This is a genomic window from Bacillus sp. LSHTCR4 (genome assembly GCF_057197025.1).
Window position 1 is genome coordinate 39,507 of the sequence record NZ_JBXUNO010000002.1, and the last position, 25,094, is coordinate 64,600.

Below are 25,094 nucleotides of genomic sequence, written 5' to 3' on the forward strand. Positions count from 1 at the left end.
GTAAGGGGAATGAGAGATGGATATATACTTATTAATCGTCACGTTACTTGCAATTGCGATTGTTATTTTAGGGGTATCATGGTGGAAATGGCATGCATTTATTAGTTTAACAGTTGCGAGTTTATTTTTAGCTATTATGTCTGGACTGAACTTAACGAAAATAGTGGCTGCCTATGAAACTGGTGTTGGTAGTGTACTAGGGCATTTAGTTGGTATTTTGGCACTTGGAACTATATTAGGGAAAATGATGTCTGATTCAGGGGCAGGCATGCAAGTTGCAGATTTCTTTATTCGATTTTTTGGTGTAAAGAAACTACCTTGGGCTATGTTATTTGCAGGATTTGTTATAGGGATTCCCGTATTTTTTGAAGTGGGGATTGTCATTTTATTACCACTTGTTATTTCCATTCGAAAAACGACGAAACAAAATATATTATTAATTGCGTTACCTGTTATTGCGGGATTATCTATCGTGCATGGACTAGTGCCACCACATCCAGGTGCCATGACAGCAATCGGCATTTATAACGCGAACTTAGGAAAGGTGCTTTTATATTCATTAATTATCGCGTTACCAACAGCTATTATTGCAGGACCGATATTTGCAAAGTGGGTACATAAGAGGGTTATACCTGAAAATGAACCAGAGCTTATTCGAGTTACAACTGTATCAACAGATTTACCGAGTCGTAAAGTTTCATTTTTTATTATTTTATTACCAGTTGTATTGATGATTTTATCAGTAGTGGCACCATATATTTCATTACCGAAAAAGATAACTGAATTTTTCGTATTTATAGGGAGCCCAGTAATTGCTTTACTTATTTCATGTTTCGCAGCATTTTATTTACTTGGAATCAGACAAGGAATTAATAAAAAGATGATTAAAAAATTAACAGATGAAAGTTTATTACCGGTCGGTTCCATTATTTTAATTATCGGTGCAGGCGGTGGATTTAAACAAATATTAATTGAAAGCGGCGTTGGAACGGCGATCGCGCAAATGGCAGAACATATATCGTTATCACCAATCGTATTAGCTTTCATGGTAGCTGGATTAATTCGAATTGCAACAGGTTCCGCGACAGTAGCGTTAACGACAGCAGCAGGAATTGTTTCACCAGTTATTCAGCACATGTCTGGTGTGAATTTAGAATTGCTCGTTATAGCAACCGGTGCAGGATCGTTAATGTTTTCTCACGTAAATGATGCAGGGTTCTGGCTTGTAAAAGAGTATTTAGGTTTGACGGTGAAGGAAACATTTAAAACGTGGACGGTACTCGAGACATTGTTATCATTTATTGCATTTGGTTTTGCACTTTTATTGAATATGTTTATTTAGGAGAGAAGAGCCGATTTAAACGAATAAAGCACACAGAGGAAATGTAATTTCTCTGCGTGCTTTATTCGTTTTTTTGTGCTTTCTATTACTTAATGGAACGGACATACTGATCTTCTCCATCGTCTTTGACAAAGACTCCCAGCTCATTCAAATCTTTGCGTAAATGCTTCTTTTTTTTCGAGTTTCCTTCTCGAAGAGCATTTCGTCTTTCATACAAAATAGTATTTATGCTTTTATTAAATCGCTCATCCTCTAATTTCCATAAGCTATACTCTTGTTTATAAGGATCTTGTTCCACCCAGGGGAAGCCGTGCATTACGAAAGTATCTTTAATTTTGCTTGGATTAATGTCAGATGTTTCACGTAACCATTCTCGTTCTTCTTGATCAATGATAACCACTTGACGCTTATCTACAAAAACGGCTTTTACATTTGACCTGGTAATTTGCTTCTTTTGATCGTCTTTATTCACGTGAATGCTTTCCGAAGTAATGTTCATTTTTAAAGCTTCACTATAAATAATTAAAGAAAATAAAATTCCTGCAATAGCGCCAATTGACATGAGGATAACAGGAAGCCAGAAGGGGTTAATAAAATTTAAAAGTTCTATAATTTTTGAATCAGAAAAGAGAGGAATCTTTTTTATAATCTCTATTAATTTAGGTGAAAAATATCCAATAATGCCTAAAAGGATTGGACTTACTATAGCAAGTAATTTTTCTAAAAAACCTAATCCAATGACAGATACCTTTTTCATTTGTAGTTCATCCTTTCTTAATCTATATTTTTTCAAAATCAGGGCATTTAAACAGTGAGTTTCTTCACCATTTTGATGAGCTCATCCGAGTAATTTTCTATAGATATAGATGAATTTGCCTTTAGCATTCTTTCTTCGATTGCTCCTAAAATAAATGAAGCCAATGTGTCAATTCGGAAAGAGTTAGAAAACACTCCATTTTGTTGACCAGTCTTCAAAATATCTAATAACATCGTTCTAAGAGCATCATCTTCTTCGTCGTCTTCGATTCTGTAATAAGGAACATTCTCTTCATTTCTTGCATTAAAGACAATCTCAATTAAGGCAATATTATTTTTGTAATGAGTTTCTTGATAAGCCAAATGTGCTTCAATAAAAGCCTCTAGTTTGTTTATTTCAGATTGGGCTAATAGTACTCGATTGCTAATAAATTCATGTTGTTTATCAACTAAAAATTGTAAAGTCCGATTCATAAGATAAAGCTTATCGTTAAAATGATAAGAAATAAGTCCAGTGCTAATCTTAGCTTTTTTTGCTACCTTCGTTAAGCTTAAGTTGTTATATCCAACTTCTTCTAATGTATCAATACATGCAAGAATAATTTGTTCACGTCTAGCCTCTGCAATAAAAGAATCAGTCACGCTATTCAACTCCTGATTTTTATAATTTGAATGTATAATCAAAAAATTGATTGGTCGTTCAATTAAATTTTAGTAAGAAATTAGAAGTATGTCAAATGCTTTATGCTTACATCTTGATAAGGGTAATTCGCCTATTGATCAAGCCCAATTCCTAAAACAAGCCCGTTTTTAAGTAAGCCAAGCTTCCGATTCGCCCTGAAAACATAATATAAATGGAATCCCCTCATTTAGAGCAAGGTGAACTTGTTATGAATGATACTAAAGGAGGAATAGAGTAATGAGCGAAAAGTGTGAACACAGACATGATGATTGTAACCGCAGACATGGGTGCGGAGGCGGTTTTGCGCTTCTAATCGTATTGTTTATTTTATTAATTATCATCGGTGCTAGCTGCTTCGGTGGCGGAGGCGGTTGTGGTTATGGCGGTTACGGCGGCTACGGATATGGTGGCTACGGCGGATATTGCTGCTAATTAAAAACTATTGAAAATGGCCTTGTGCAATACGCACAAGGCCATTTTATTCATATTTTGATATGCTGTGATAATTTATTAATGTACAGAGAACGGATTAAGAAGAAGAAAACAATCTCGATAATCCCGAAAAAGGTGAGTACGATACATGTCTCTTTTAGTAATGAGAAAGAAAACATGCTTTGTAAAAACTTAACCGCAAATAACGTGTGAACACCAGCAACGATGTAAGGAACAAAAAATAAAATTCCTAACTGAATCGTTGCGGAGCGAAACATTTCTGACTCAGTTAATCCAAGCTTTGTAATCGTAATGTATTTTTGTTTTTCATTCGTTAAGTCATTATACATACGGAAGTATAAAACACTAGCTGCTCCGATAAAGAAAATAAAGCCGAGAAATGTCCAAATAAAGAAAGCGGCAATTGAATTCCCTTTACTGTAGTTTAGATCAACCGCAGCTGTATCAATATCAAACGGGGGAGAAGGAGCCAGTTCTGTATCTTTATATGCTTCATAGAAGATATCTGTATCCTTCTGAATATGTTTTAACATATTTTTCGTCGGAACAACTGTATTTTCCCAATTCTCAACGAAGTAGTTATACACTCTGGTCGTTTCAATATGAGGAATCATATTATCAAATACATAATCTTGTACAACAATTACATGCGGAAATTTAAAGGCTGGTAAGATCCCTTTATTAATAAATCCTTTAATATGAAATTCCGTTTTATTTGATCCCAGTGTAATTGTATTTTGTTTTGCAAATGGATTGGATACAAGATTTACGAGTTCTGGCGAGTAACGAGAAATAATATAAACTTGTGTAGAATCAAGGGTTATTTCCGGCCTCTTTAACTGTTTCGCAAGTGAATTATAGTCACTCATTTTCATAAGAGTAATGTTTTCTTTTAAAGCAGTATCTTGTAATACTGTAAACTTATGCTTATTGTATTGAAAATTAGCCTTTGTAAGCTCCGTTTCAATTGTAGCAATGTGTTTTTGTTCCAATTGATTTTCACCTTTGGACGTATACGTGAAGGGGAAAGGATATCGTTCTAATGTTGATGCTTTTGTATTATTATTAGCAGCAAATAGCCCAGTAATAATTGTAAATGCCAGTGCTGACAACATAGAAACGATAAAGAGCACATTAATATTACTACGTGTACGGCTAGCTAAATCTGAAATCCATAACATGTTTATTTGTTTCATATAAAACTTTCTCCGCTTTTTTAAGATAAAGATAAAGAGGAGAAACGTCTGTGAAAAGAATAAATATGTTCCGACTATTACGAGCGGTAAAATAGATAACATGATAAGGTATACAGATCCATTTTGTACGTTTTTTTCTGTTACGTAGCCTTGCGGATAACCAGCGATATAATAGCACAGGCCTAAACAAATTAAGGCAAACAATGAAATGAGTATAGATGGCCTTTTTTCATCTTTTTTATTTTTATTATTTTTAATTAATCGTGTTGTTTTCCGAGTACGAATGAACATCGGTGTAAATGTAGAAACGATGAAAAATAAAATAATAAAAGTTACTGTTGTTACGATAATAGCTTCTGTTGGCCAATATAAATAGAGACCTTTTGCATTTGTTAATTTAGAAGTAACGAGTAAGAAAAAGTTAGAGAACACAAGACCGCCTTGAATACCAGCAAAGATAGCTAGTATTCCAATAATCATATTTTCAGTAAACAAAAGACGTTTTAATTGTTTTTGAGATATACCGAGAACAGTTAAAACGCCAAATTGTTGTTTCCGTACATTTAAAAACGTCCCAATAGAATATAAGAGAAAGAAGAACGAGAACAAAACGATAACAAACTGTGCCATGCCAGCCAAGTTCATGAGCGGATCTTGTTCCTGTAATTTATTTATAATTTGTAAGCGTGGATGATACGCGTATACAGTAAATGAAAAGAAAACCATGATAGAGAACGCACTACTTACAAAATAAGCGAAATATGCTTTCGAATTACGCGAGACATTTTTAAATGCGAATTGCCAAAATGTCATCCACGTCTTCCTCCTAATAATGCTAGAACATCTAATATTTCTTGATAAAATTTCTCTCGGTATAGCCCGCGGTGTAGTTCATTGTAAAGTTCGCCATCTTTAATGAAAATGACGCGGTTGCAATAACTTGCTGCAAACGGATCGTGCGTAACCATTAAAATCGTTGCATCTTCTTCTTTATTTAATTTCGTAAATAGCTCCATTACGTCAATTGCCGCTTTTGAATCTAAGTTTCCTGTCGGTTCATCGGCAAGTAGAAGGGAAGGATGATGAATAACAGCACGTGCTACTGCGGTACGCTGTGCTTGTCCTCCTGACACTTCAAAGATACGCTTGTCTAAAATATGATCAATTCCAAGCTTTTTTGAAATGTTATCAAGCTTTTCATCCATTTCTTTTAAAGGAACATTATCTAATGTTAAAGGTAGTACGATATTTTCACCGATTGTTAGTGTATCTAGTAGGTTAAAGTTTTGGAAAACAAATCCTAACTCTTGGCGGCGGAAAATAGCTAACTTCTCTCTACGAAATGTGTGCGGTTTTTTTCCGTTAATCACGACATCACCAGCAGTCGGAGAATCAATGGTAGAGATAACGTTTAAAAACGTAGATTTACCGCTACCAGATGGTCCCATGATCGCAACGAATTCACCTTTATCTACATGTAAATTTATATTTTTTAAAGCAGTATGAGGGACTTTTCCTTCATACACTTTTGAGACATTTTTTATGTGTAATACTTCTTCCATAATAATCACCTTTCTAATTTTAAAACTTAATGTGTTGTGATAATTTTTGCATATAGAAGGAACGAATTAAAAGGAAAAATAAAATTTCAACTGTTCCAAAAATCATCAGTACGACTGTAATCTCAGCGAAGAACGAGAGATGTAAAATTTCTTGTAGCATCTTTGTCGCAAACATCGTATGGATCGATGCCATAATGTATGGAACAAAGAATAAAATAGCAAGTTGAATTGTAGCAGATCGTTTCATTTCGGCTTCTGTTAAACCAATTTTTGTAATGGTTACATACTTTTCTTGCTCATTTGTTAAATCTGTATACATTCGGAAGTAAAGAACACTGCCAGCACCGATAAAGAAAATAACTCCTAGGAAAGTACCAATTAAGAAGAACGAAGCGACATTTAGTTTTGCTTTATATAGAGAATCACTCGCTTCACTTGCGTGGAAAGGAGGATGCTCTGCTTTGATCGCTTCACTTTCATTATAAATTTTTGTTGTAAATGCCGAACCGATGTTATGTGCTTTTTCCCAATCGTACACTTTAAAGCTATATACACTCATTTGTTTTGAAATGGTGGATAATGCTTCTACATTTTCATCAGATAGTATGAGCAATTGGTATATTAAGCGATTTGGGAATGGATTATAACTTTTATATTCTTTCACTTGTAGTTGTAAATTGTTTTGAGTAAGTGTAAGAGTATTTTTTTTGTCTTTATTATGAAGCGTTCCAATAACTTGATCATCTAAGTCTGTCATAAGAATATAAGATTCATTCTTATTTACCGTGAGCGTTTCCCAATTTAAAGCCTTAGCAAGTACATTATAGTCACTTTGTTTAATGGCGTAATAGAGCTGCGTGTTATCTTCAGATGAAGATACTTCATAGATATCTGTTTTAAATTTTGTATAAGTAAAGTGCTCTTCAATAAATTTTTGTTCTAACCAGTTTAAATGTTCATCCGCTAACGTATTTTCAGTATGAGATAAATAAGTAAACGGGAAAGGGTTTTTCCTAATTTCATCAAACTTTGTAAACTTCCCGAATCCATATAAGAAGGTAATCATTGTAAAAGCGAGAGTCGATAGCATTGCTACAATAAAGAGCATGTTAATGTTTGTCCGAATACGCGCTGCTAAATCAGAAATCCAAAGCATATTAATACGTTTCATATAAAATTTTCTTCGCGTCTTTAATATACGAATAAGTAAAAAACTAATTTGTGAAAAGAAAAAATATGTCCCAGCTGAAATAAGCGATGGAATGACAAATATACTAGAGACGGCATATAAAAGCCCAATGATGTCACCTAACGACATAAAATACAGTGGATTGGCTGCTAATACATATCCAGTTATTAAGCATGTCGCACCGAATAGAGAGATGAGCACGGATGCTTTTCTTTCTTTTTGCTGTTTCCCTTCTTTTAAAAGTCGTACCGCTTTTCTTGTACGAATGAGCATCGGTGTAAAAGACGATACGAGAATAAAGAGACCGAGAAAGATTACTATTGTTAAAATGATAGCACCTGTAGGCCAATATAAATATAGACCTGGTACATGCGTAATTTTTGCGGTAACTAATAAAAAGAACTGTGAAAAGACAAGTCCTAATTGAATACCAAAAAATATAGAAAGAATACCGATTAACATGTTTTCTAAAAAAATAAGTCGTTTTAGTTGTTTTTGAGATATACCAAGTACAGTTAAAATCCCGAACTGTTTTTTTCGTACTTTTAAGAAAGTACCGATCGAATATAGTAAAAAGAAAAATGAAAAGAACACAATGACAACTTCTGAAATTGTCATTAATATGCTCAAAGCATAATTAACGTCTGTCATATGCAATTTCGGATGAAATAAATAAACTGCAAATGAGAAAAAAATTGCGATAGAGAACGCACTGCTTACAAAATAGGCGAAATAAGCTCTGGCGTTCCTTGTGACGTTTTTAAATGCAAACTGCCAAAATGTCATTCACCTAGACCTCCTAGTAGGATGAAGACGAAAAGGATATAAGAGATACCCTTTTCCCCTATTAAATACATTCATAAAATTTAACCATTCGTATACTCTGATAACTTTTGCATGTAAAAAGAACGAATGAATAAGAAAAAGACGATTTCAACTACGCCAAAAATAATAAGAACAGCTGAAATTTCTTTGAATAGTGATAGATCAATTACATCTTGGAGCATTTTTGTTGCAAACATTGTATGAATGGATGCCATAACATATGGAACGAAAAATAAAATGCTAAGCTGAATAGTTGCAGATCGTTTCATCTCTTTATCTGTTACACCGATCTTAGAAATCGTTATATATTTCTCTTGTTCGTTCGTCAAATCTGTATACATTCTAAAATAAAGAACGCTACCAGCTCCAATGAAGAAAATAACTCCTAAAAATGTCCCGATTAGGAAGTATGTGGCACTACCAGATGTGATTCTGTATAATGAACCTGCTGATTCATAGGAGCGTATAAGAACCCCTTCATATTGAGATTCTTCTCGATCTTTTTGTATTTTTTGTATAAAATCATCAGCAATTTTATACGTCTTTTCCCAGTTTTGTACTTTATAATTGTACGCTGCTACATGCTTTGTTGTATGTGGTAAGTTGTTTACAACAGTGTCAGGTAAAATTAAAGTTTGATATGAAAAGTTAGATGGAATGGCCCCTGCTTGTTCATAGCCCTTTACTTGTAATTGCGTATTTGTGCTAGAAAGTGTAATAGACTTTCTATTGTAACTTGGTTCAAACTCGTTGAATAAGGTTACATAAGCGTTACCTGTTAAGACATATGCTTCATTATCGTTCATGAATAGTTGTTTCATTCGTAGGGAAGCTGCGAGTTTATTATAGTCACTTTGTTTTATTGCATATATGTCATTATAAGCTGTTATACCTTCATCTTCTTTCAATGGTGTTTCATATAAATCAGTCTTTATTTTTTTATAAGAGAAATTCTCTTTTTGTAATTGTTGTTCAAGCCAATTTAAATGATTGTCCACAAAAGGATTTGCGTCATAAGAAAAATAAGAGAATGGAAAAGGTGAACTTCGCGTAACCTCTAGCTTTGTAAACTTTCCGGCTCCATATAAGAAAGTAATCATTGTGAAAGCAATTGTAGATAGCATCGCTACAATAAACAGCATATTAATATTCGTTCGGATGCGGCTTGCTAAATCCGAAATCCACAGCATATTAATTCGTTTCATATAAAACTTTCTTCTTTTCTTTAAAATATAAATAAGTAAGAAACTAATTTGAGAAAAGAAAAAATATGTCCCAATTGTAACAAGTGATGGGATCACAAAAATACTTGAAACCATATATATAACGCCTACTTGCGGGTTTATTGAGAAGAAATATTTAGGATTTGCAGCTAAAATATAACCACCTAATAAACAACTCGCACCAAATAGAGAGATGAATATGGATGGTTTTCTTTCTTTTTGTTTCCCACTATTATTAGTTTTTAAAAGGTTTACCGCCCTTTTCGTACGAATTAGCATTGGTGTAAATGAAGATACGGCGATAAAGAGACTAAGAAATACAATTGTTGTTAAAATAAAAGCATTCGTTGGCCAATATAAATATAGTCCTGGTAGATGTGTAATTTTCGCTGTTACTAACAAGAAAAATTGCGAAAAGACAAGTCCAAACTGCATGCCGAAAAAGATAGATAAAATACCAATTAACATATTTTCAGTGAAAATGAGTCGATGTAATTGCTTTTTTGATATACCTAAAACGATTAACACACCAAATTGCTTTTTCCGAACTTTTAAAAACGATCCGATTGAATAAAGTAGAAAGAAGAACGAGAACAAGACAATGACAACTTCTGAAAAAATCATTAATCCTGAAATTTCAGAGAGCATACTAAAATTTTGTAGTTTAGGATGAAACAAATAAACAGCAAACGAAAAGAAAACAGCAATGGAAAAAGAACTGCTTACGAAATAAGCAAAGTAAGCTCTGGAATTACGTGTTACATTTTTAAAGGCAAACTGCCAAAATGTCATAATACGTACCTCCCGCTAGAAGGAAAATACGTAGTTTTATTGCAAAAAATGTATGAGAGTAAGTTCTCATACATTTTGCTAGCATATGTCACGATCATGCTTCGGTCACCTTCTCCGCATGTTCTGCTGGATTATTTGCAGCGTTGTGGAAGATGATTTTAATCGTCGTTCCTTTACCAACTTCAGAATCTAGTTTGACAGAGTGACCTAAATAATCACAAATTTTACTTACAATATAAAGTCCCATACCAGTAGATTCTCCGAATGTACGGCCATTTTTCCCAGTGTAAAACGGTTCGAATACTCTTCGAATATCTTCTTGCGGAATACCAACACCTTCATCACGAACTTCTAAAATAATATCTTTTCCGTTTCGGTAAGCGGATAAGAATACTTTCTTTCCACGCTCACCAGAATAACGAACAGCATTTGTCATTAACTGATAGATAATAAATTTTAGCCATTTCGCATCAGAAGCAACCTTTAAATCAGAATGAACTTCTAAAACAGGAAAAACTCCGTTTCGAATGAATAATTCTTTTAATCCATTAATATTTTTTGTTACCGTATCTTTTAATGAAATCGTCTCAACATGGAAGTCTTCATGGAAGTTATTTAACCTTGCCATGTATAGAGCCATATCAAGCCCTTGGTTTAGACGTTCTAATTCCTTTTTAAATTTCGGAATCAAATGTTCATCTTCCATTTCGAGCACCATAAGCTGCATAACAGAAACGGGTGTCTTCATTTGATGCACCCAGTGGTTAATGAATAATTGATGTTCTTGTTGTTTTACTTCGTACGATTGTAGTTCTTTTTGGAAGAGACGATACTGCGTGCGCACGAGTTCATTTACACCGTGAGGCATCGGAGCAGTTGCTCTTTCAATAAACGCATCTTCCATTTTTTCTGGTTGTTCACTTAATCTATGGTACATTCTACGATTGCGAACGTAACGGTAAGCGAGGAAACAAATAAATAAGTATAAGCTTAAAACGACGAAGTAAAATTTATTATTTTGAAATCCATCTACTGCATCATAAAGAACGAAGATGATACCGAAGTTTAATACGTACAGTAGAAAAAATGCAAAATGATCACGTAGAAATAGCTTCATGCTTATTCACTCCAAGTTGCGTTAAAACGATACCCAAGTCCGCGCACTGTTTCAATGGCATTTTCAATACCAAGCTCATTGAACTTTTTACGAAGACGCGTAATGTTTACGTTTAATGTGTTTTCTTCAACGAAGCTCTCGTCATCCCAAAGCGCAGCTAATAAATCTTCACGGCTCGCTGTACGAGGGAATTTAGATAATAACATTTCTGCTAAAATGGCTTCTTTCTTCGTTAAAAGAACTTGCTCAGATCCAAAATGAATTTCTGGACGTTCTGGGAATAGTTTTAAGCCTTCTACTTCAACGATACGTTCAGAAATATTTGGCGCATAATCACCGTAAATACGACGTAATTGACCTTTAATTTTTGCCATTACAACGTCATAGTGGAACGGTTTTGTAATATAATCATCCGCACCGCTTTCAATCGCCATAATTTGTTCCATCTCACCAGCACGAGCTGAAATGAAAATAATAGGACAAGTAGATTCATGACGGATTTGGCGGCACCAGTAGAACCCATCGAATTTTGGTAAGTTTACATCAAGTAAAACAAGATGTGGTTTCACAGCGTTAAACGATTCCATAATATCATCGAAATTCTCTGCAACAACAGCTTCATAGCCGTATTTTTGAATGTGGGATTGTAGCAATGATGAAATATTTGGATCGTCTTCAACGATTAAAATTTTATACATATGTATATTCCTCCTAAATAAACAATTGTAGCTATAGTGTATCATGTGTTTCAAGTCTTTTCATTATGTTGAAAGATATGCTAGTAAACAGTATAGGTCAAAAGCGGAGAAAGTAAAAAGGGCTTTGTATATAATTGACAATTAACTGAAATCATTTTAACATTTAGATAAATATCTAAATGTCTAATTAGTGAAAGGAAGAAAGACATTGAATCAAGCATTCAAAGCGTTAGCAGATCCAACAAGGCGGAAAATTTTAGACTTATTAAAAGAAGGCGATTTAACCGCTGGCGAGATTGCTGAACATTTCAATATGACAAAACCAAGTATTTCACACCACTTAAACGCACTTAAAAATGCTGAACTTATTCAAGATGAAAAGAAAGGGCAATTCGTTGTGTACTCTTTAAATACAACTGTATTTCAAGATTTGTTAACTTGGGTATTTACGTTTACGAATAAGGGGGAGGAGAGCAAATGAAAAAGCATCTTGTCGCAATTATATTGATTCTTATAACTGGTTTAGCTTGGGCATATGCATGGCCGAATTTGCCTGACACAATGGCAGTTCATTGGGGAATGGAAGGTGTAAATGGTTATGCTTCCAAATTTAATGCAATGTTGTTGTTACTTGGGATTATGATTTTTACTTACGTTTTATTAACAATTACTCCAAAGATTGATCCTAAGAAAAAGAATTATGATAAGTTTTCTAAAGGTTATATGATAATAAACTATAGCGTAGTAGTATTATTATTTTTAGTTAATATGCTTGTAATTGGAGTGGGGTTAGGCTATGACATTCCAATGAATAGTACACCGCTTATTCTTGTTGGTCTTTTATTTATAGTCATCGGAAACTATTTACCACAATGTAAACCAAATTACTTTGTAGGTATAAAAACACCGTGGACGTTAAGCAACGAAGAAGTATGGAGAAAAACGCACCGTTTTAGCGGAAAGGTGTTTGTTGTATTAGGGATTATTATGATTTTAAGTGTTTTTGTACCAGTAACGTGGAAATCTTTCATAATGGTTGGAATTATTATTGGTGCAGTAGGATTAACGATGGGATATTCCTATGTCGCTTATAAAAAAGAACTAAAAATGTAAAACAAAGCTGCTTTTCCTTTTTAGGAAGAGCAGCTTTGTTTTTTTATTTCCTCAAAACTGGTATCCAAATTTCACTTTTAAAGTTTGGTGATGTTACGTCTTTTTGTTCATTCCACAATATTTCTGGTCCTTCTGCTAGTTCATAGTTCGAAGAAGGGAACCATTCAGAATAAATACGCCCCCATACATTTTGTAATGCATCAGGAAATGGACCGATAGCTTCAAATATAGCCCACGTTGAAGCTGCGACTTCAAGTTGTGCGAATTGCTCTGGGCAATCTTCCTTACTAGCTACTCCAATGTAGTGATCGAGTTCTCCCTTTTCTTCCATTCTTCCTTCAGAAAAGTTAGTAGAAGCACTAATGATCCCACTCGGTTCTACATTTGAAAGTGACTTTAACGTTTGAATGGAATCTTGATTTAAACTTTTCCACATAGAAGCGATTTCTTCATTTACACCGTTAAATACAATCGGTACTCGTTTTGTAATACCTATAATTCGAAATGGTTCTTTTTCTTCAATTCGATAGTTCATTTCGTTTCCCCCTTGAATAGATAATTGGAAGGTCATTGGTGAATAGGCTTTTAAGGAATGACTACTATTTCGGGCCTCTGAAGGTGTTATGCCGTGCAAGTGTTGAAAGGCACGAGAGAATGAATCTGGTGAGTTGTAGCCGTATTTGATAGCGACATCAATGACTTTTGCATCGCCATTTTTTAGTTCAAAAGCAGCGAGAGTAAGACGTCTACAACGAATATATTCTGATAGTGATATGCCAGCTAGGAAAGAAAACATTCTTTTGAAATGATATTCCGAGCAGTAAGCTAGCTTCGCAACTTCTTTAAAATTAATTTCATTTGTTAGGTTGTTTTCAATATAGTGCATTGCAGCATTCATATTTTTCAGTGAATCCATATGATGACCTCCTCTGTACATAGAATAGCAGGAACGAAATAGCTCCATCCGACATTTCGTGCACAACTTTGTAGGGTACATTTTGTACCTTACAAAATTGTAATGTTCCTGTAAGGAGAATGAATGGATGGCATGATATCCCAATGTTATAGTAACAAAGTACTTTGATTCATTACGTTAACTTTTTGATGTCTTTACTTATGTGCCTTACATAACTGTCATGTTTGTGTAAGAAACATCGATAGTGGCAAGAGTAGAGAGTGTATATAGTTGAAGATAGAGAATAGAAGAAATGAGGGATGTCGAGATGAAAACAGTGTTAGAAGCAAAAAATATTGAAAAAGTATATGACACGGGTGGTAATAAATTTGCAGCGTTAAAAGGTATTAACTTACAAGTAAAAGAAGGTGAGTTCGTTGGAATTATGGGACCTTCTGGTTCTGGTAAGACGACTTTACTAAACGTTCTTTCTACAATTGATAATGCGACGAACGGTGAAATTTTAATTGATGGAAAAGATATCGTGAAAATGAATGATGATAAGTTAGCGTTATTCCGCCGCGATCATTTAGGTTTCATTTTCCAAGATTATAACTTATTAGATACGTTAACTGTAAAAGAGAACATTGCGTTACCTCTTGCGTTATCAAAGGTGAAAGCGAGTGAGATTGATCGCCGCGTTCTTGAAATCTCAAAGAAATTCGGTATTGATCATATTTTAAGTCAGTTCCCATATCAAGTATCTGGTGGACAGAAGCAAAGATGTGCGGCATCACGTGCAATCGTTACAAATCCAAGTATGATTTTCGGGGACGAGCCAACGGGAGCACTTGATTCTAAATCAGCAACAGATTTACTTGAAAGTATGAAGTCGTTAAATGAATATGATAACTCTACAATTTTAATGGTAACGCACGATGCGTTTGCGGCAAGTTACTGTAAACGAGTTATTTTCATTAAAGATGGTGAGTTATATAAAGAATTGCACCGCGGCGAGTTAACGCGTAAGCAGTTCTTCCAACAAGTCGTTGATGTAATGTCTTCTATTTCTGGAGGTATGGCTGATGACCTTATCTAGCATTGCCCTCCGCAACATACAGCGGAATTTTAAAGACTACTTTGTATATTTTGCATCTATGATCTTTAGTATCGTTATTTATTTTACATTTAAAGCACTGCAGTACAATTCCCAAATGGAAAAAGCAGCGGAAGCTTCTAAAAAAATTAGCGGAGCATTCCAAGTTTCAAGTGTGATGCTTATCATTTTCGTAGCAGTGTTCATTATATATTCGAACGGATTCTTTACACGTAAACGTAAAAAAGAAGTTGGATTATATTCCTTATTAGGTATTCGAAAAAGACAGATTGGTAAAATGCTGTTTTATGAAAATATGTTAATGGGATTAATGTCATTAGTAATCGGGATTGCGATCGGTAGTGTCCTTTCAAAGTTATTCCTTGAGTTATTAGTAAATATGATGGGATTAAATTTAAACGTTCATTTTGAAGTACCGATGGCTGCCATTGTTGATACAGCACTTATTTTCTTTGTGATTATTTTGTATACATCACTTCAAGGATATCATTTAATTTATCGCTTTAAGTTAATTGAACTTTTCCGTGCAGAACGTGAAGGAGAAGCAATGCCAAAAGGATCTGTCATTATGGCATTAATTTCAGTTGTCTTAATCGGTTCAGGTTATTTCTTAGCATTAATGTTCATGAAGGCAGTTAAATATGCAGACTTTATGGCAGTTGCACTTTATATTTTACTGGCAACGGTATTAGGTACGTACTTACTATTTATGTTCTTTACAGTATTCGTATTGAAACGTGCAAGAACGAATAAATCATCGTTTTATAACGGTATGAATATGGTAACGACGTCACAGCTACTATATCGTATTAAAGGAAATGCAAAGTCACTTGCGACAATTTCTATTTTAAGCGCGGTAACATTAACAGCGGTTGGTACGTCAGTTACGATGTATTACAACACATTTACGCAATCAAAAGCAGTTGCACCATATAGCTATTCTTATGAGAAAAAAGATGCAGAGCTTGATAAGAAAGTAAATGCGATTTTTGCAGAAGAGAAGAAAAACCATCCGATCAAAGATCAATTTGAAATTGAGACAGTTCCTGTAAAAGGGAAGTTTGAAGGAGACAAAGTGGACTTCATTCTGAATATGAATTACACAATTTCAGAGAAATATCAGTTAATGTCTCAGTCGGAATTTAATAAACTTGCTAAGAAAATCGACGCAGAAACAGTGAATGTAGCTGTTGGTGAAGCAATTATATATGATAGTTCGTATATGGAAGGGCATGAGTTTAGTCCACAATATAAAGGAAACAAAGCAGTATTCCAAATTGGAAACGAAACGAAGCAATTAAAAATCCAAGGTGCAAATGACGTTGCGATTACAAATTTAGGTGAATTAGTTGTTGTCGTTTCAGATGAAATGTATGAACAAGCGAAGCAAGCATTTGGAACACGCGTTGTAAAAAATATTGATGTAAAAGACGAGAAAGATAGTAAAGTGTTAACAGAAAAATTAACAAAAGTGATGCCAGCTGGTGAATCAGAAATGGTGCCATCATTTAGAGATTTCTACACTGGTTTCCATATGGGGCTTGAAGGAACAGGATTAATGATGTTTATTGGAATGTTCTTAGGTCTTGTATTCTTACTAGCAACAGGTTCTATCATTTACTTTAAACAATTAACAGAAGCAAATGCTGATCGTGAGCGTTATGTTGTACTTCACAAAATAGGGGTCACAAAACAAGAAATGAAAAAAGCTATCGCAAAACAAGTAAGCTTTATCTTTGCCATTCCGTTAGTAATCGGAATCCTGCACAGCTTGTTTGCATTAAAAGGTTTAGGGAACATACTACCATTTGAAATTATGATTCCGCTTCTAATTAGTATCGGAGTCTATGGTGTCATTTATATTGGGTATTACTTCATAACAGTTCGTTCTTATTATAAGATTGTAAGTGCGAAATAATAAGTGAAGCTGCGAGAAAATAAAAAAGCCATTCACCTCATTTTTTATGAGGTGAATGGCTTTTTTTACGACCTAATTATAATGAAGAGATAATTAATGCGCATCGATTATGTCGATGAAACTAAAAGTATGTTTTCGGTCAAAGGAATCTATGCAAATTAAAGAACGTTTCAAAGGATTTAATTCAATTACAGTCATATAGCTTGTAGGGAAATAACCATCTTTATAACAAATGATCAATATTTCTTTTTCTGAAATGAATGAGCGTAATAAAGTATCTTCAATTCTTTCTCTATCATCATATGGTGATACTCTTCGCGATTCTTTCATGTCAGCATATTGTTTAGACGTAATAGTCAATTGAAACGATTTTGGTATATTTGTACTACTCATGCTTTCTATTCTCCTAACAATATATTTTCTATATAGGAAGGGTAATCACTATGGAAGTAGCTACTACTGATCATTCAGAAGTACCTTGTGTTAGTTTTATTATGTCTGATTGGGAGTCGAATTTGCTTAGCACTAAAAAATTATCAAATTCATTCACTTATTTATAGTAATTATTTGTCATTTTTGTACTTTTTTGAATGGGATTAAAACTTTATTACGGTGAATTTGGATGAAGAAGAATAAATGAATGAAGGTGAGTTAGTATGATAACTATCTCACCTTCTATTAGGAAAGCATTTTTATACCGCTTAATATCCTAACCTCAAAATTCAGCGAAAGCAAAGTAGTTAGGTAGAGGGAGGATTAATAGTCAGTGAGGGATGAGCAAAACTCCCACTGATTAAAGTTTTATTTTATATTACAGTATGATTTTCACGATATTGTCTAGGAGTCATACTAGTAATTTTTTTGAAGACTCTTGTGAAATAACTTTGATCATTAAAATTAAGCCAGGCACAAATATCTGATAAAGGATAGGTCGTTAATGTTAATAACTTTTTTGCTTCTTCTACTCGTTCTCTCTGAATGTATTCACTTAAAGGGATTCCCACTTCTTTTTTAAATAGCTTTGATAAATAAGTAGGGGAAATATGTAAAAGGTTAGCAAGATCATTGAGAGTTATTTCATCGTAAATATGTTTGTGAATATGATTTAGGCATGTAGTAATGGAATTAGAATATGCTTGATTATTATATTCCTTCACACGTTCTGCGAAAGTACATAATGCATCTTCAATTAATCTGTTTACGGAATACATGTTATCTAGTTTTTCGATGGTTTGGATATATAAAGTACCGAGTGAAAAAGCAACATGTGATGGAAGATTACCATCTATCGCATATCGAATAGCTAGCGTAATGGCGATAATGCCATTATTTTTTTGGTTTCTCAGTTGATCTCCTTTGGATGAAATTGCTGAATCTTCTTGCGGGAAGGAATATGCATATTGTATAACTTTTTCTTTATTGCCTTCTTTAATTGCAGAAAAAAATTTACGTTCCAATGATATGTCATAATTTTGCGGATCGTGCCGAAGACGTTTTGAAATGTATAGATCAGGATTTACGATTTTATAAGAAACGTCTTCGAGCAATTTATTTTTTTTCCAAACAATATCGCGATCTAATTTTTCATTAAAAATGACGTAATGTAACCAAATACTTATATCAATTAGTGTGCTTTTTTTAATCTCAGGTAGAAATTGATAGTAGTCTACTCCTTGTTGCATGTTATTCGTACAGTTAAAATATTTCATAAGTTTAATCGCCATTTCATCTGATACTTTTGGATAAGTAGTAGGGCCGATTATAATTGTGCCTTTTATATGTTCATGTTTTGTTATATGAATGCTAATGAAATTCTCAAGATATTTATTCCCTTTGAAAATTGGAAAATTACAAGGAGCATTTTCTTGATAAATTTCATTCAGATGTTCGTCTTTAGAAGAATAAAAAGGACTACCAATCGTATGAGAAGTAGATTCATACACTATTTTTCTATCAGTAGATAAAAATTGGACGGGTACATGAAAAGTACTATGCACGAGATCGCATAAGTGCTGTATGTCGATGGAATTATTCATTATTTTCTCCTTTTAAATAGTTTTGAAATATCACATAGTAATTAGATCTACATTCGTTTCTATAAAGTATAAATTTCTTATTATTTGAATTTTATTGTTATACGAAAAGGATTACATATATTGGATAATAATGAAAGGTGATTTACAGATAAAATTCCTCAGATGTTGTATGAAAATAGACGTAGTGATGGTACTTTCCATAAAATTTCTTTTTATATCCATTATACCAAATTAATAAATATAAAAGAGATATTTATATAGAATACGGAATGTTCTATACATAAGAACGAATGGTACATTCTTCATAAAATCTTAAGAAATCTCCTCAATTTTTGTTAAGAAACGATAGTTATACTTAGAAACAAGTTAAAAACTATTGAACGAATGGGGAGATGGTTACATGCAACTCATAACATTCTTACACGAATTTATTAAACATCCGAAACATACTGGTGCGATTGCACCAAGTTCAAAAATATTAGCAAAAAAAATGGTAGATGTAATTGATTTTCATAGAGCGAAATGCATCGTAGAGTTAGGGCCTGGTACAGGAGTCTTTACGAAAGAAATTATGAAGAGAAAGAAGAAGGAAACAATATTTCTTCTTATTGAAATTAATGAAGTGTTTTGCAAAGAGTTAACAAGAAAGTTTAAAGATGAACAGAACGTCATTGTTGTACACGGTTCAGCTGAAAATATAAAGAAGTATATGGAAGAGTTCAATATAGAATGCGTGGATTACGTCTTATCGGGATTACCTTTTACATCTTTACCAGAAGAAGTTTCAAAGCGTATTTTAAACAATGTAATGGAAGCGATACATGAGAATGGTGAATTTATTACATTTCAATATTCACTGGTGAAAAAAGGATTTATACAGCACTTCTTTCCTGAAATTACGCTAGAGAAAGTGTGGCTCAATTTCCCACCAGCGTACGTCTTTAGCTGTAAAAAAGAGCTAAGGAGAGCGTATGCATAATGGAATTACATGAATTATTATCTTATATTGAACAATACGGTTATTGGGCTTTGTTTTTCTGTTTATGGTTAGGGATTATCGGTATGCCAATTCCAGATGAAATGATCGTAATGAGCGGTGGTCTTGTCTCTTCACTAGGAATATTAAGTGTCATTCCTGCGTTTTTATTAACATATTTAGGTGTTGTATCAGGGCTATCTTTAGGTTATATATTAGGGAAAATATTTGGTACGAAAGTACTCGATAAACTAATGAAAAAGAAAAAGGCGAAATATCTTTTGAAATCTCAACAAATGGTAGAGAAGTATGGTCACTATGCGTTAGTCACAAGTTACTTCATACCGGTTGTAAGACATATGGTACCGTATTTAGTTGGAATGAATAATATGTCATTTCGGATATATGCTTTGTATTCCTATGCGACAGGATTTGTTTGGACACTTATTTATTTCGTGCTCGGTTCTTTATTTGGACAACATATTGAAAGAATTGTAGCAGTTGCGATAGAGTATGGCGTGTATTTTGGCGGGATTGTCGTTTTGATTGGCAGTTTGTTTTATGTAAAAAGAAGTGCGGTAGTTAGTAAGTAGAGGAGGCTGTTCCAAAATGCATTTTGGACAGCCTCTTCTATTGTTTCTACGGTCAGTCGATATAATTTCATATATCTTGATGGCACATTACTAAACATTAAGAAAAAGTTAAGAAACCATACGAGTATTTATTAAGAAATGCTCTCTATACTTAGAAAAGTCTTATCGAAAAATATAATGAAAGGCGGAATATAGATGAAAAGATTTATTTTTGGAGCAATGCTTGTTATTGTGGCAGGAGCGGCATATTTATTAAGTGGTAGTAAGCTATTAGATCAGATGAACCCATTTCTTGATTTAGAGAACCATTACGCAATTGTTGATAATGATGGAAAAGAATTAGGTGGAAATAAAGGCCGTGAGTATACAGTGAAAGCTTATGATGAGAAAGGTGAGGCAAAAGAAGTTAGGATTAGTGAGGTTGATGAGTTACCGAAAGGTTCGTATTGGCATGTAATTACAAGAGGGAAGTTTTTACATGATAAAGTGCAAGTAACGATAGATAAAATTCCTGGCGGTGCGAAGGAAAAGTTAGGATTATGAGTATAAAACCGATTCTTAATTTAGAGAATCGGTTTTATTTTATGGTAAAATTTAGGGATGGAGGGGATGAGAGTTATGCTACTCATTGTTAGCCTTATTTTAATTGGAATCATGTGTAGTATGAGGGTAGTATCTTTACATATGATAGAACGACAAAAGATAGAAGAGCGATACGTATATTGTCCAAAATGTGATGCGAAAATTAGAAAAGGGAATTCTGCTCCTTTTTGTTCGAAATGTAATGTAATCTTTTAAAGAAGGTCAAAAGGCAACAACGAACATATATCAGTTCGTTGTTGCCTTTTTTAATGAAGAATCATAACAACTTTCTATGTTTCACTCATAATTTCTACAGTTATCTCCGCAAGAATAGTGGATTTTTTAAATAAAATCATTTTATTTTGGAGCTACATACGTTGAAACATAAAATTGTTACTTATTAGTATCTATAACACTTTAAAGTGCGTACTTTTTATTGTGTTGTAGATGAGACATAATTACATACGTGAGAGGGAAATGAGTAGTGTAGAACTCAAAAGCATCTATGTTATTTTTCATAACTATCGTGCTTTGATCGGTCATCTCTTTTCACATTATTTACATCAATTAATCATTTTTATATAAATTTTAGGAGGGGATTTTACATGAAAGATTTATTAAAAGGTACACTTGGTTTTGGTACGGCACCACTAGGTAATATGTACCGTAATATTCCGGAAGAAGAAGCAATCGCAACAGTGGATGCTGCTTGGGAGAATGGTGTTCGTTACTTTGATACGGCTCCACTTTATGGATCTGGTTTAGCAGAGATTCGTCTTGGTGAAGCATTATCGAAAAGAAATCGTGATGAGTACTTCTTAAGTACAAAAGTAGGTCGAATTATTTCAGATGAACTGGAAGATCCATCTACACGTGATTTAGGTGAAAAAGGCGGACTTTTCGAATTTGGTCGTAAAAATAAAATCATCAACGACTACAGTGCAGATGCAACTTTTCGTTCTATTGAAGATAGTTTAAAACGCTTAAAAACAGATCGTCTAGATTTTGTTTACATTCATGACGTAGCACAAGATTTTTATGGAGATGAGTGGATTTCACAATTTGAAATTGCTCGAACAGGAGCATTCCGTGCACTTACTCAATTACGTGATGAAGATGTAATTAAAGGCTGGGGCCTTGGAGTAAATAAAGTAGAATCAATTGAACTTATGCTGGATTTAGAAGAAGCAAAACCAAATGTTTCTTTATTAGCTGGTCGCTATTCATTATTAGACCACGAGCGTGCGTTAGAACGCGTAATGCCTGCGGCTGTAAAAAACAATATGGACATTGTTGTTGGTGGACCATATAGCTCAGGTGTTCTTGCGGGAGGAGCTCACTTCGAATACCAAAAAGCATCACCAGAAATCATTGCAAAAGTGAATAAAATGAAAAACCTTGCAGATCGTCATGGAATTAGCATTAAAGCTGCTGCTTTACAATTTGCATTGGCTAATCCAGCGGTTGCTGCTGTTATTCCAGGTGCAAGTAAACCGGAACGAATTGCAGAAGACCAAGCTGCATTGAAAACAGTAATTCCGGCAACATTCTGGGAAGAAATGCGTGAACAAAAACTAGTTGCAGAGAATGCACCACTACCAATTAACGTTAAATAAAAAGGAGAGTAATGAAAATGGCAAATACTATTACATCTATTGAAATTCCAGCTTCACCTGACCAAGTATGGCAATTAATTGGAGGTTTTGATGCACTTCCAGATTGGTTACCGTATATCCCTAGCAGTAAAGTAACGGAAGGCGGACGTGTACGTCATTTAGCTAATCCTGATGGCGATGCGATTGTAGAGCGTTTAGAAGCATTTAATGAGAAAGAGCGCTACTACACATATTCAATTATGCAAGCACCGTTCCCTGTGACGAATTATTTATCTACAATTCGTGTTAAAGAAGGTAAAGATGCTAACACATCATTAGTTGAATGGTCTGGTAGCTTCACACCTGTAGAGGTTACTGATGAAGAGGCAATTAATCTATTCCATGGAATTTATAAAGATGGTTTAGAGGCGTTACAACAAGCATATTTAGCTTAATCCATTTATTAAACATAAGAAAGTCTGCAGTGTAACAACTGCAGGCTTTTTTATAATTATTGAACTTCTTTTTAAGAAAATTTATTTATACTGAATTATGCTCTCTTTCGCCTTTTTATCATTATTTCTTTCCTAAAATTTGTTCAACGTCATGCACACTCAATTTACTTGTCTTACCAATCGTTTCAAGTGGTATACCAAGATCATACATACTTTTAATCATTTGAATTTTTCCCTGTTGAACTCCTTCTTTTCGCCCTTGTTTAATGCCTTTTTCAAGCCCTTTTTCAAGTCCCTTTTTTATCCCTTGTTCCATTCCTCTTTTTATTCCTTCTGTCTCTGCGTGGGCAAATTTTGCGGCTTCATCCATTAAAACTTTCTCCCTTGCGTCATAGGCTTGTCGGAAAGAAGAATCTTGACTCATACGTTCCCATTTATTTATCGCTTTTTGTAAAATAGGGTCTCGGTTCATAGCAATATCCTCCAATAGTTTAGTTAAGTGCTCATCCTCATTTGCTGAAAGCAATAAAAGCCAACGAACAAATGGATCTTTCCACGGATTTACTTTTTCTTCATGCCATTGTTCTGTTAACTTTGGAATTTCTATAATGTGGATTTCTATGTCGTCACTCAGGAGTTTCTGTTGTTGTGTATTCCATAATGTGCCCGTTGTATGAAATTCTTTGTGATCTAAAAACATTATAAAGTTCAATAAATTAATGGTGATAGTTTTACGAAGTGCACTGTATGGCATGCCTTTTTGTAACTGAGATGTGTATAATTTTCCCCAATAATATAAACTGCGTTTCATCATATCGTGATTATTATTAAGCTGTATTTCTACATTTACTTTTGTCCCTGTGTCTAATGTGGCTGAAATGTCTAGAATTGATAATTTATCATTTGCGTGTTCTCGGTGTAAATGTGGATCTTCTAATTGTAGGGAAGCAATGGGCGACTCTAAAGATTTTTGTAACATAGCATTTAAAAATGCAATTAGAATATCTTCACTATCATTCGTACCAAACAATTGTTTAAATGCAAAATCAATGCGTAAATTCACTAACTGTTGGTTGAACAAAGTTTGTCCTCTCCCTTATATGAAGGTGCTTCTTTCCTTCATTGTATATAAAAAGAACTAGAGTATGCAAACTAGCAATTCTACTATCTTTAGCAATAGTATTGGAAGATGAATGTCAAGTATATCTATGTTATACTCTAGTGAAATTGAAAAGTTTATATAGAGGTGAAGATGATACATATGCAAAAAGATATTTTGAAACTATTAGATAAAAAGCAAAGTAACTATGAATTTCCTGCCTTTGATAATGAAGATATGGATATTTCACAAGTGAAATATTCTCTTTTCTTTAAAGATAATAAAGATTGGTTAATGGTGTTTCAGGTTGTCGGTGTAGGATCATTAGGCATATGTAATGATATTCAAATATATGGTGATGGGGTGGATCATTTAATTGGTGATGATGGCATTTTGCAATTAAATGATGGTGATGATGAATTATTTGATGATGAAGGTGAATTTATACCGGATATTCATAAAGGCATTGTGAAAATTCGGGATCATCATTTTGAATATGAATTTACAGAAGAAGATTATGTGAATCATGGAATAGAAGTACAAACGACAGAGTCTTATCCAACATATTTCATGCGTATGCTTGCTACTTATGAAGAAGCTCGAAAATTAGTATGGTGGGATAAAGAAGAAATTTTAGAAGAGTGCGGTTTAGAAGGTGATTGGGAAATAGCGTATGAAACGGAAGAGTGGAAACACGTTGAAGAAGAGAAAGTAAGTGAAAATGAATTTTTCCAATCAGTAGCTGCTGCAATAGAGAAGAAAGATCCAAGTGTTATTGTGAATAAGGATTGTAATACGCATTGGAAAAATTGGGTGGAGTTTGATTATGAAAACTCATATTAAAAATGAAAGCGTAGATTAAAATACCTTTCTAATAAAA

Annotated in this window: 25 protein-coding genes; 13 read left to right on the plus strand and 12 right to left on the minus strand. The window is 33.8% G+C overall.

The window, feature by feature from the left end:
• Positions 1 to 16 precede the first annotated feature (16 nt).
• Positions 17 to 1,342 (plus strand): gluconate permease GntP, encoded by a 1,326-nt coding sequence (gene gntP / locus AC2CGR_RS13780; protein WP_484480936.1) that lies wholly within the window; start codon positions 17 to 19, stop codon positions 1,340 to 1,342.
• Positions 1,343 to 1,427: 85 nt separating this feature from the next.
• Here the strand turns inward: gntP and AC2CGR_RS13785 are convergent, their stop codons facing one another.
• The gene (locus AC2CGR_RS13785) at positions 1,428 to 2,099 is read right to left on the minus strand and encodes a YqeB family protein (protein ID WP_087966653.1); all 672 of its coding nucleotides are present in this window, start codon (positions 2,097 to 2,099) and stop codon (positions 1,428 to 1,430) included.
• A 47-nt stretch (positions 2,100 to 2,146) separates the two neighbouring features.
• Positions 2,147 to 2,740: a TetR/AcrR family transcriptional regulator gene (locus tag AC2CGR_RS13790; RefSeq protein WP_071722093.1), complete on the minus strand. Its 594-nt coding sequence runs from the start codon at positions 2,738 to 2,740 to the stop codon at positions 2,147 to 2,149.
• Positions 2,741 to 3,017: 277 nt separating this feature from the next.
• Here AC2CGR_RS13790 and AC2CGR_RS13795 point away from each other — a divergent pair, with 277 nt between their 5' ends.
• Positions 3,018 to 3,212, plus strand: coding sequence for a YjcZ family sporulation protein (locus AC2CGR_RS13795; RefSeq protein ID WP_001290395.1), 195 nt, complete (start codon positions 3,018 to 3,020; stop codon positions 3,210 to 3,212).
• A 50-nt stretch (positions 3,213 to 3,262) separates the two neighbouring features.
• Here the strand turns inward: AC2CGR_RS13795 and AC2CGR_RS13800 are convergent, their stop codons facing one another.
• The 6 genes from AC2CGR_RS13800 to AC2CGR_RS13825 all read right to left on the minus strand — a co-directional run bounded on the left by AC2CGR_RS13800 (position 3,263) and on the right by AC2CGR_RS13825 (position 11,835).
• Positions 3,263 to 5,242 carry an FtsX-like permease family protein gene (locus AC2CGR_RS13800; protein WP_270184709.1) on the minus strand — a complete coding sequence of 660 codons (1,980 nt, stop codon included), beginning with the start codon at positions 5,240 to 5,242 and terminating at the stop codon, positions 3,263 to 3,265.
• Complete coding sequence (locus AC2CGR_RS13805) at positions 5,239 to 5,991, minus strand: ABC transporter ATP-binding protein (RefSeq protein ID WP_000393244.1); 753 nt, start codon at positions 5,989 to 5,991, stop codon at positions 5,239 to 5,241. The genes AC2CGR_RS13800 and AC2CGR_RS13805 overlap by 4 nt, the downstream gene beginning before the upstream one ends.
• Before the next feature lie 19 nt (positions 5,992 to 6,010).
• On the minus strand, positions 6,011 to 7,966 hold the full coding sequence (locus AC2CGR_RS13810) for an FtsX-like permease family protein (protein ID WP_484480937.1): 1,956 nt from the start codon (positions 7,964 to 7,966) through the stop codon (positions 6,011 to 6,013).
• 80 nt (positions 7,967 to 8,046) lie between these two features.
• Positions 8,047 to 10,020, minus strand: coding sequence for an FtsX-like permease family protein (locus AC2CGR_RS13815; RefSeq protein WP_484480938.1), 1,974 nt, complete (start codon positions 10,018 to 10,020; stop codon positions 8,047 to 8,049).
• Positions 10,021 to 10,114: 94 nt separating this feature from the next.
• Entirely contained in the window at positions 10,115 to 11,137 is a 1,023-nt protein-coding gene (locus AC2CGR_RS13820; RefSeq protein ID WP_087966644.1) for a sensor histidine kinase, read from the minus strand.
• 2 nt (positions 11,138 to 11,139) lie between these two features.
• A complete protein-coding gene (locus AC2CGR_RS13825; RefSeq protein ID WP_000276737.1) occupies positions 11,140 to 11,835 on the minus strand; it encodes a response regulator transcription factor in 696 nt (231 codons plus the stop codon).
• A gap of 208 nt (positions 11,836 to 12,043) precedes the next feature.
• Here AC2CGR_RS13825 and AC2CGR_RS13830 point away from each other — a divergent pair, with 208 nt between their 5' ends.
• Complete coding sequence (locus tag AC2CGR_RS13830) at positions 12,044 to 12,316, plus strand: autorepressor SdpR family transcription factor (protein ID WP_029440262.1); 273 nt, start codon at positions 12,044 to 12,046, stop codon at positions 12,314 to 12,316.
• Positions 12,313 to 12,948, plus strand: a complete 636-nt coding sequence (locus AC2CGR_RS13835) for an SdpI family protein (protein WP_029440261.1) — start codon at positions 12,313 to 12,315, stop codon at positions 12,946 to 12,948. Before AC2CGR_RS13830 ends, AC2CGR_RS13835 begins: the two co-directional genes overlap by 4 nt.
• 43 nt (positions 12,949 to 12,991) lie before the next feature.
• Here AC2CGR_RS13835 and AC2CGR_RS13840 read toward each other — a convergent pair whose 3' ends face one another.
• Positions 12,992 to 13,864 (minus strand): AraC family transcriptional regulator, encoded by an 873-nt coding sequence (locus AC2CGR_RS13840; RefSeq protein ID WP_087966642.1) that lies wholly within the window; start codon positions 13,862 to 13,864, stop codon positions 12,992 to 12,994.
• Positions 13,865 to 14,171: 307 nt separating this feature from the next.
• On the opposite strand from AC2CGR_RS13840, the gene AC2CGR_RS13845 reads away from it, so the two are divergent.
• Together AC2CGR_RS13845 and AC2CGR_RS13850 are read left to right on the plus strand one after the other, a co-directional pair.
• Positions 14,172 to 14,942 carry an ABC transporter ATP-binding protein gene (locus tag AC2CGR_RS13845; RefSeq protein WP_000859654.1) on the plus strand — a complete coding sequence of 257 codons (771 nt, stop codon included), beginning with the start codon at positions 14,172 to 14,174 and terminating at the stop codon, positions 14,940 to 14,942.
• Positions 14,929 to 16,878: an ABC transporter permease gene (locus AC2CGR_RS13850; RefSeq protein ID WP_484480939.1), complete on the plus strand. Its 1,950-nt coding sequence runs from the start codon at positions 14,929 to 14,931 to the stop codon at positions 16,876 to 16,878. Before AC2CGR_RS13845 ends, AC2CGR_RS13850 begins: the two co-directional genes overlap by 14 nt.
• Positions 16,879 to 16,971: 93 nt before the next feature.
• On the opposite strand, the gene AC2CGR_RS13855 is transcribed toward AC2CGR_RS13850, so the two are convergent.
• Together AC2CGR_RS13855 and AC2CGR_RS13860 are read right to left on the minus strand one after the other, a co-directional pair.
• Positions 16,972 to 17,271 (minus strand): YolD-like family protein, encoded by a 300-nt coding sequence (locus AC2CGR_RS13855; protein ID WP_484480940.1) that lies wholly within the window; start codon positions 17,269 to 17,271, stop codon positions 16,972 to 16,974.
• Positions 17,272 to 17,684: 413 nt separating this feature from the next.
• Positions 17,685 to 18,914 (minus strand): helix-turn-helix domain-containing protein, encoded by a 1,230-nt coding sequence (locus tag AC2CGR_RS13860; protein ID WP_071722109.1) that lies wholly within the window; start codon positions 18,912 to 18,914, stop codon positions 17,685 to 17,687.
• Positions 18,915 to 19,314: 400 nt separating this feature from the next.
• Between AC2CGR_RS13860 and AC2CGR_RS13865 the strand changes: the two genes are divergently transcribed.
• The 6 genes from AC2CGR_RS13865 (at position 19,315) to AC2CGR_RS13890 (ending at position 23,115) form a co-directional block, all read left to right on the plus strand.
• On the plus strand, positions 19,315 to 19,893 hold the full coding sequence (locus tag AC2CGR_RS13865; protein ID WP_071722111.1) for a class I SAM-dependent methyltransferase: 579 nt from the start codon (positions 19,315 to 19,317) through the stop codon (positions 19,891 to 19,893).
• On the plus strand, positions 19,893 to 20,483 hold the full coding sequence (locus AC2CGR_RS13870; protein WP_087966635.1) for a DedA family protein: 591 nt from the start codon (positions 19,893 to 19,895) through the stop codon (positions 20,481 to 20,483). The genes AC2CGR_RS13865 and AC2CGR_RS13870 overlap by 1 nt, the downstream gene beginning before the upstream one ends.
• A 195-nt stretch (positions 20,484 to 20,678) precedes the next feature.
• Positions 20,679 to 21,026: a YxeA family protein gene (locus AC2CGR_RS13875; RefSeq protein WP_087966633.1), complete on the plus strand. Its 348-nt coding sequence runs from the start codon at positions 20,679 to 20,681 to the stop codon at positions 21,024 to 21,026.
• Positions 21,027 to 21,101: 75 nt separating this feature from the next.
• Entirely contained in the window at positions 21,102 to 21,281 is a 180-nt protein-coding gene (locus AC2CGR_RS13880; protein ID WP_087966630.1) for a hypothetical protein, read from the plus strand.
• 389 nt (positions 21,282 to 21,670) lie between these two features.
• Positions 21,671 to 22,681 carry an aldo/keto reductase gene (locus AC2CGR_RS13885; RefSeq protein WP_087966628.1) on the plus strand — a complete coding sequence of 337 codons (1,011 nt, stop codon included), beginning with the start codon at positions 21,671 to 21,673 and terminating at the stop codon, positions 22,679 to 22,681.
• Positions 22,682 to 22,698: 17 nt separating this feature from the next.
• Positions 22,699 to 23,115: an SRPBCC family protein gene (locus AC2CGR_RS13890; protein WP_087966625.1), complete on the plus strand. Its 417-nt coding sequence runs from the start codon at positions 22,699 to 22,701 to the stop codon at positions 23,113 to 23,115.
• Between the two features lie 121 nt (positions 23,116 to 23,236).
• Here the strand turns inward: AC2CGR_RS13890 and AC2CGR_RS13895 are convergent, their stop codons facing one another.
• Positions 23,237 to 24,196, minus strand: coding sequence for an Rpn family recombination-promoting nuclease/putative transposase (locus tag AC2CGR_RS13895; RefSeq protein WP_087966623.1), 960 nt, complete (start codon positions 24,194 to 24,196; stop codon positions 23,237 to 23,239).
• Positions 24,197 to 24,376: 180 nt separating this feature from the next.
• On the opposite strand from AC2CGR_RS13895, the gene AC2CGR_RS13900 reads away from it, so the two are divergent.
• Entirely contained in the window at positions 24,377 to 25,057 is a 681-nt protein-coding gene (locus AC2CGR_RS13900) for a DUF7003 family protein (RefSeq protein WP_484480941.1), read from the plus strand.
• Positions 25,058 to 25,094: the final 37 nt, after the last annotated feature.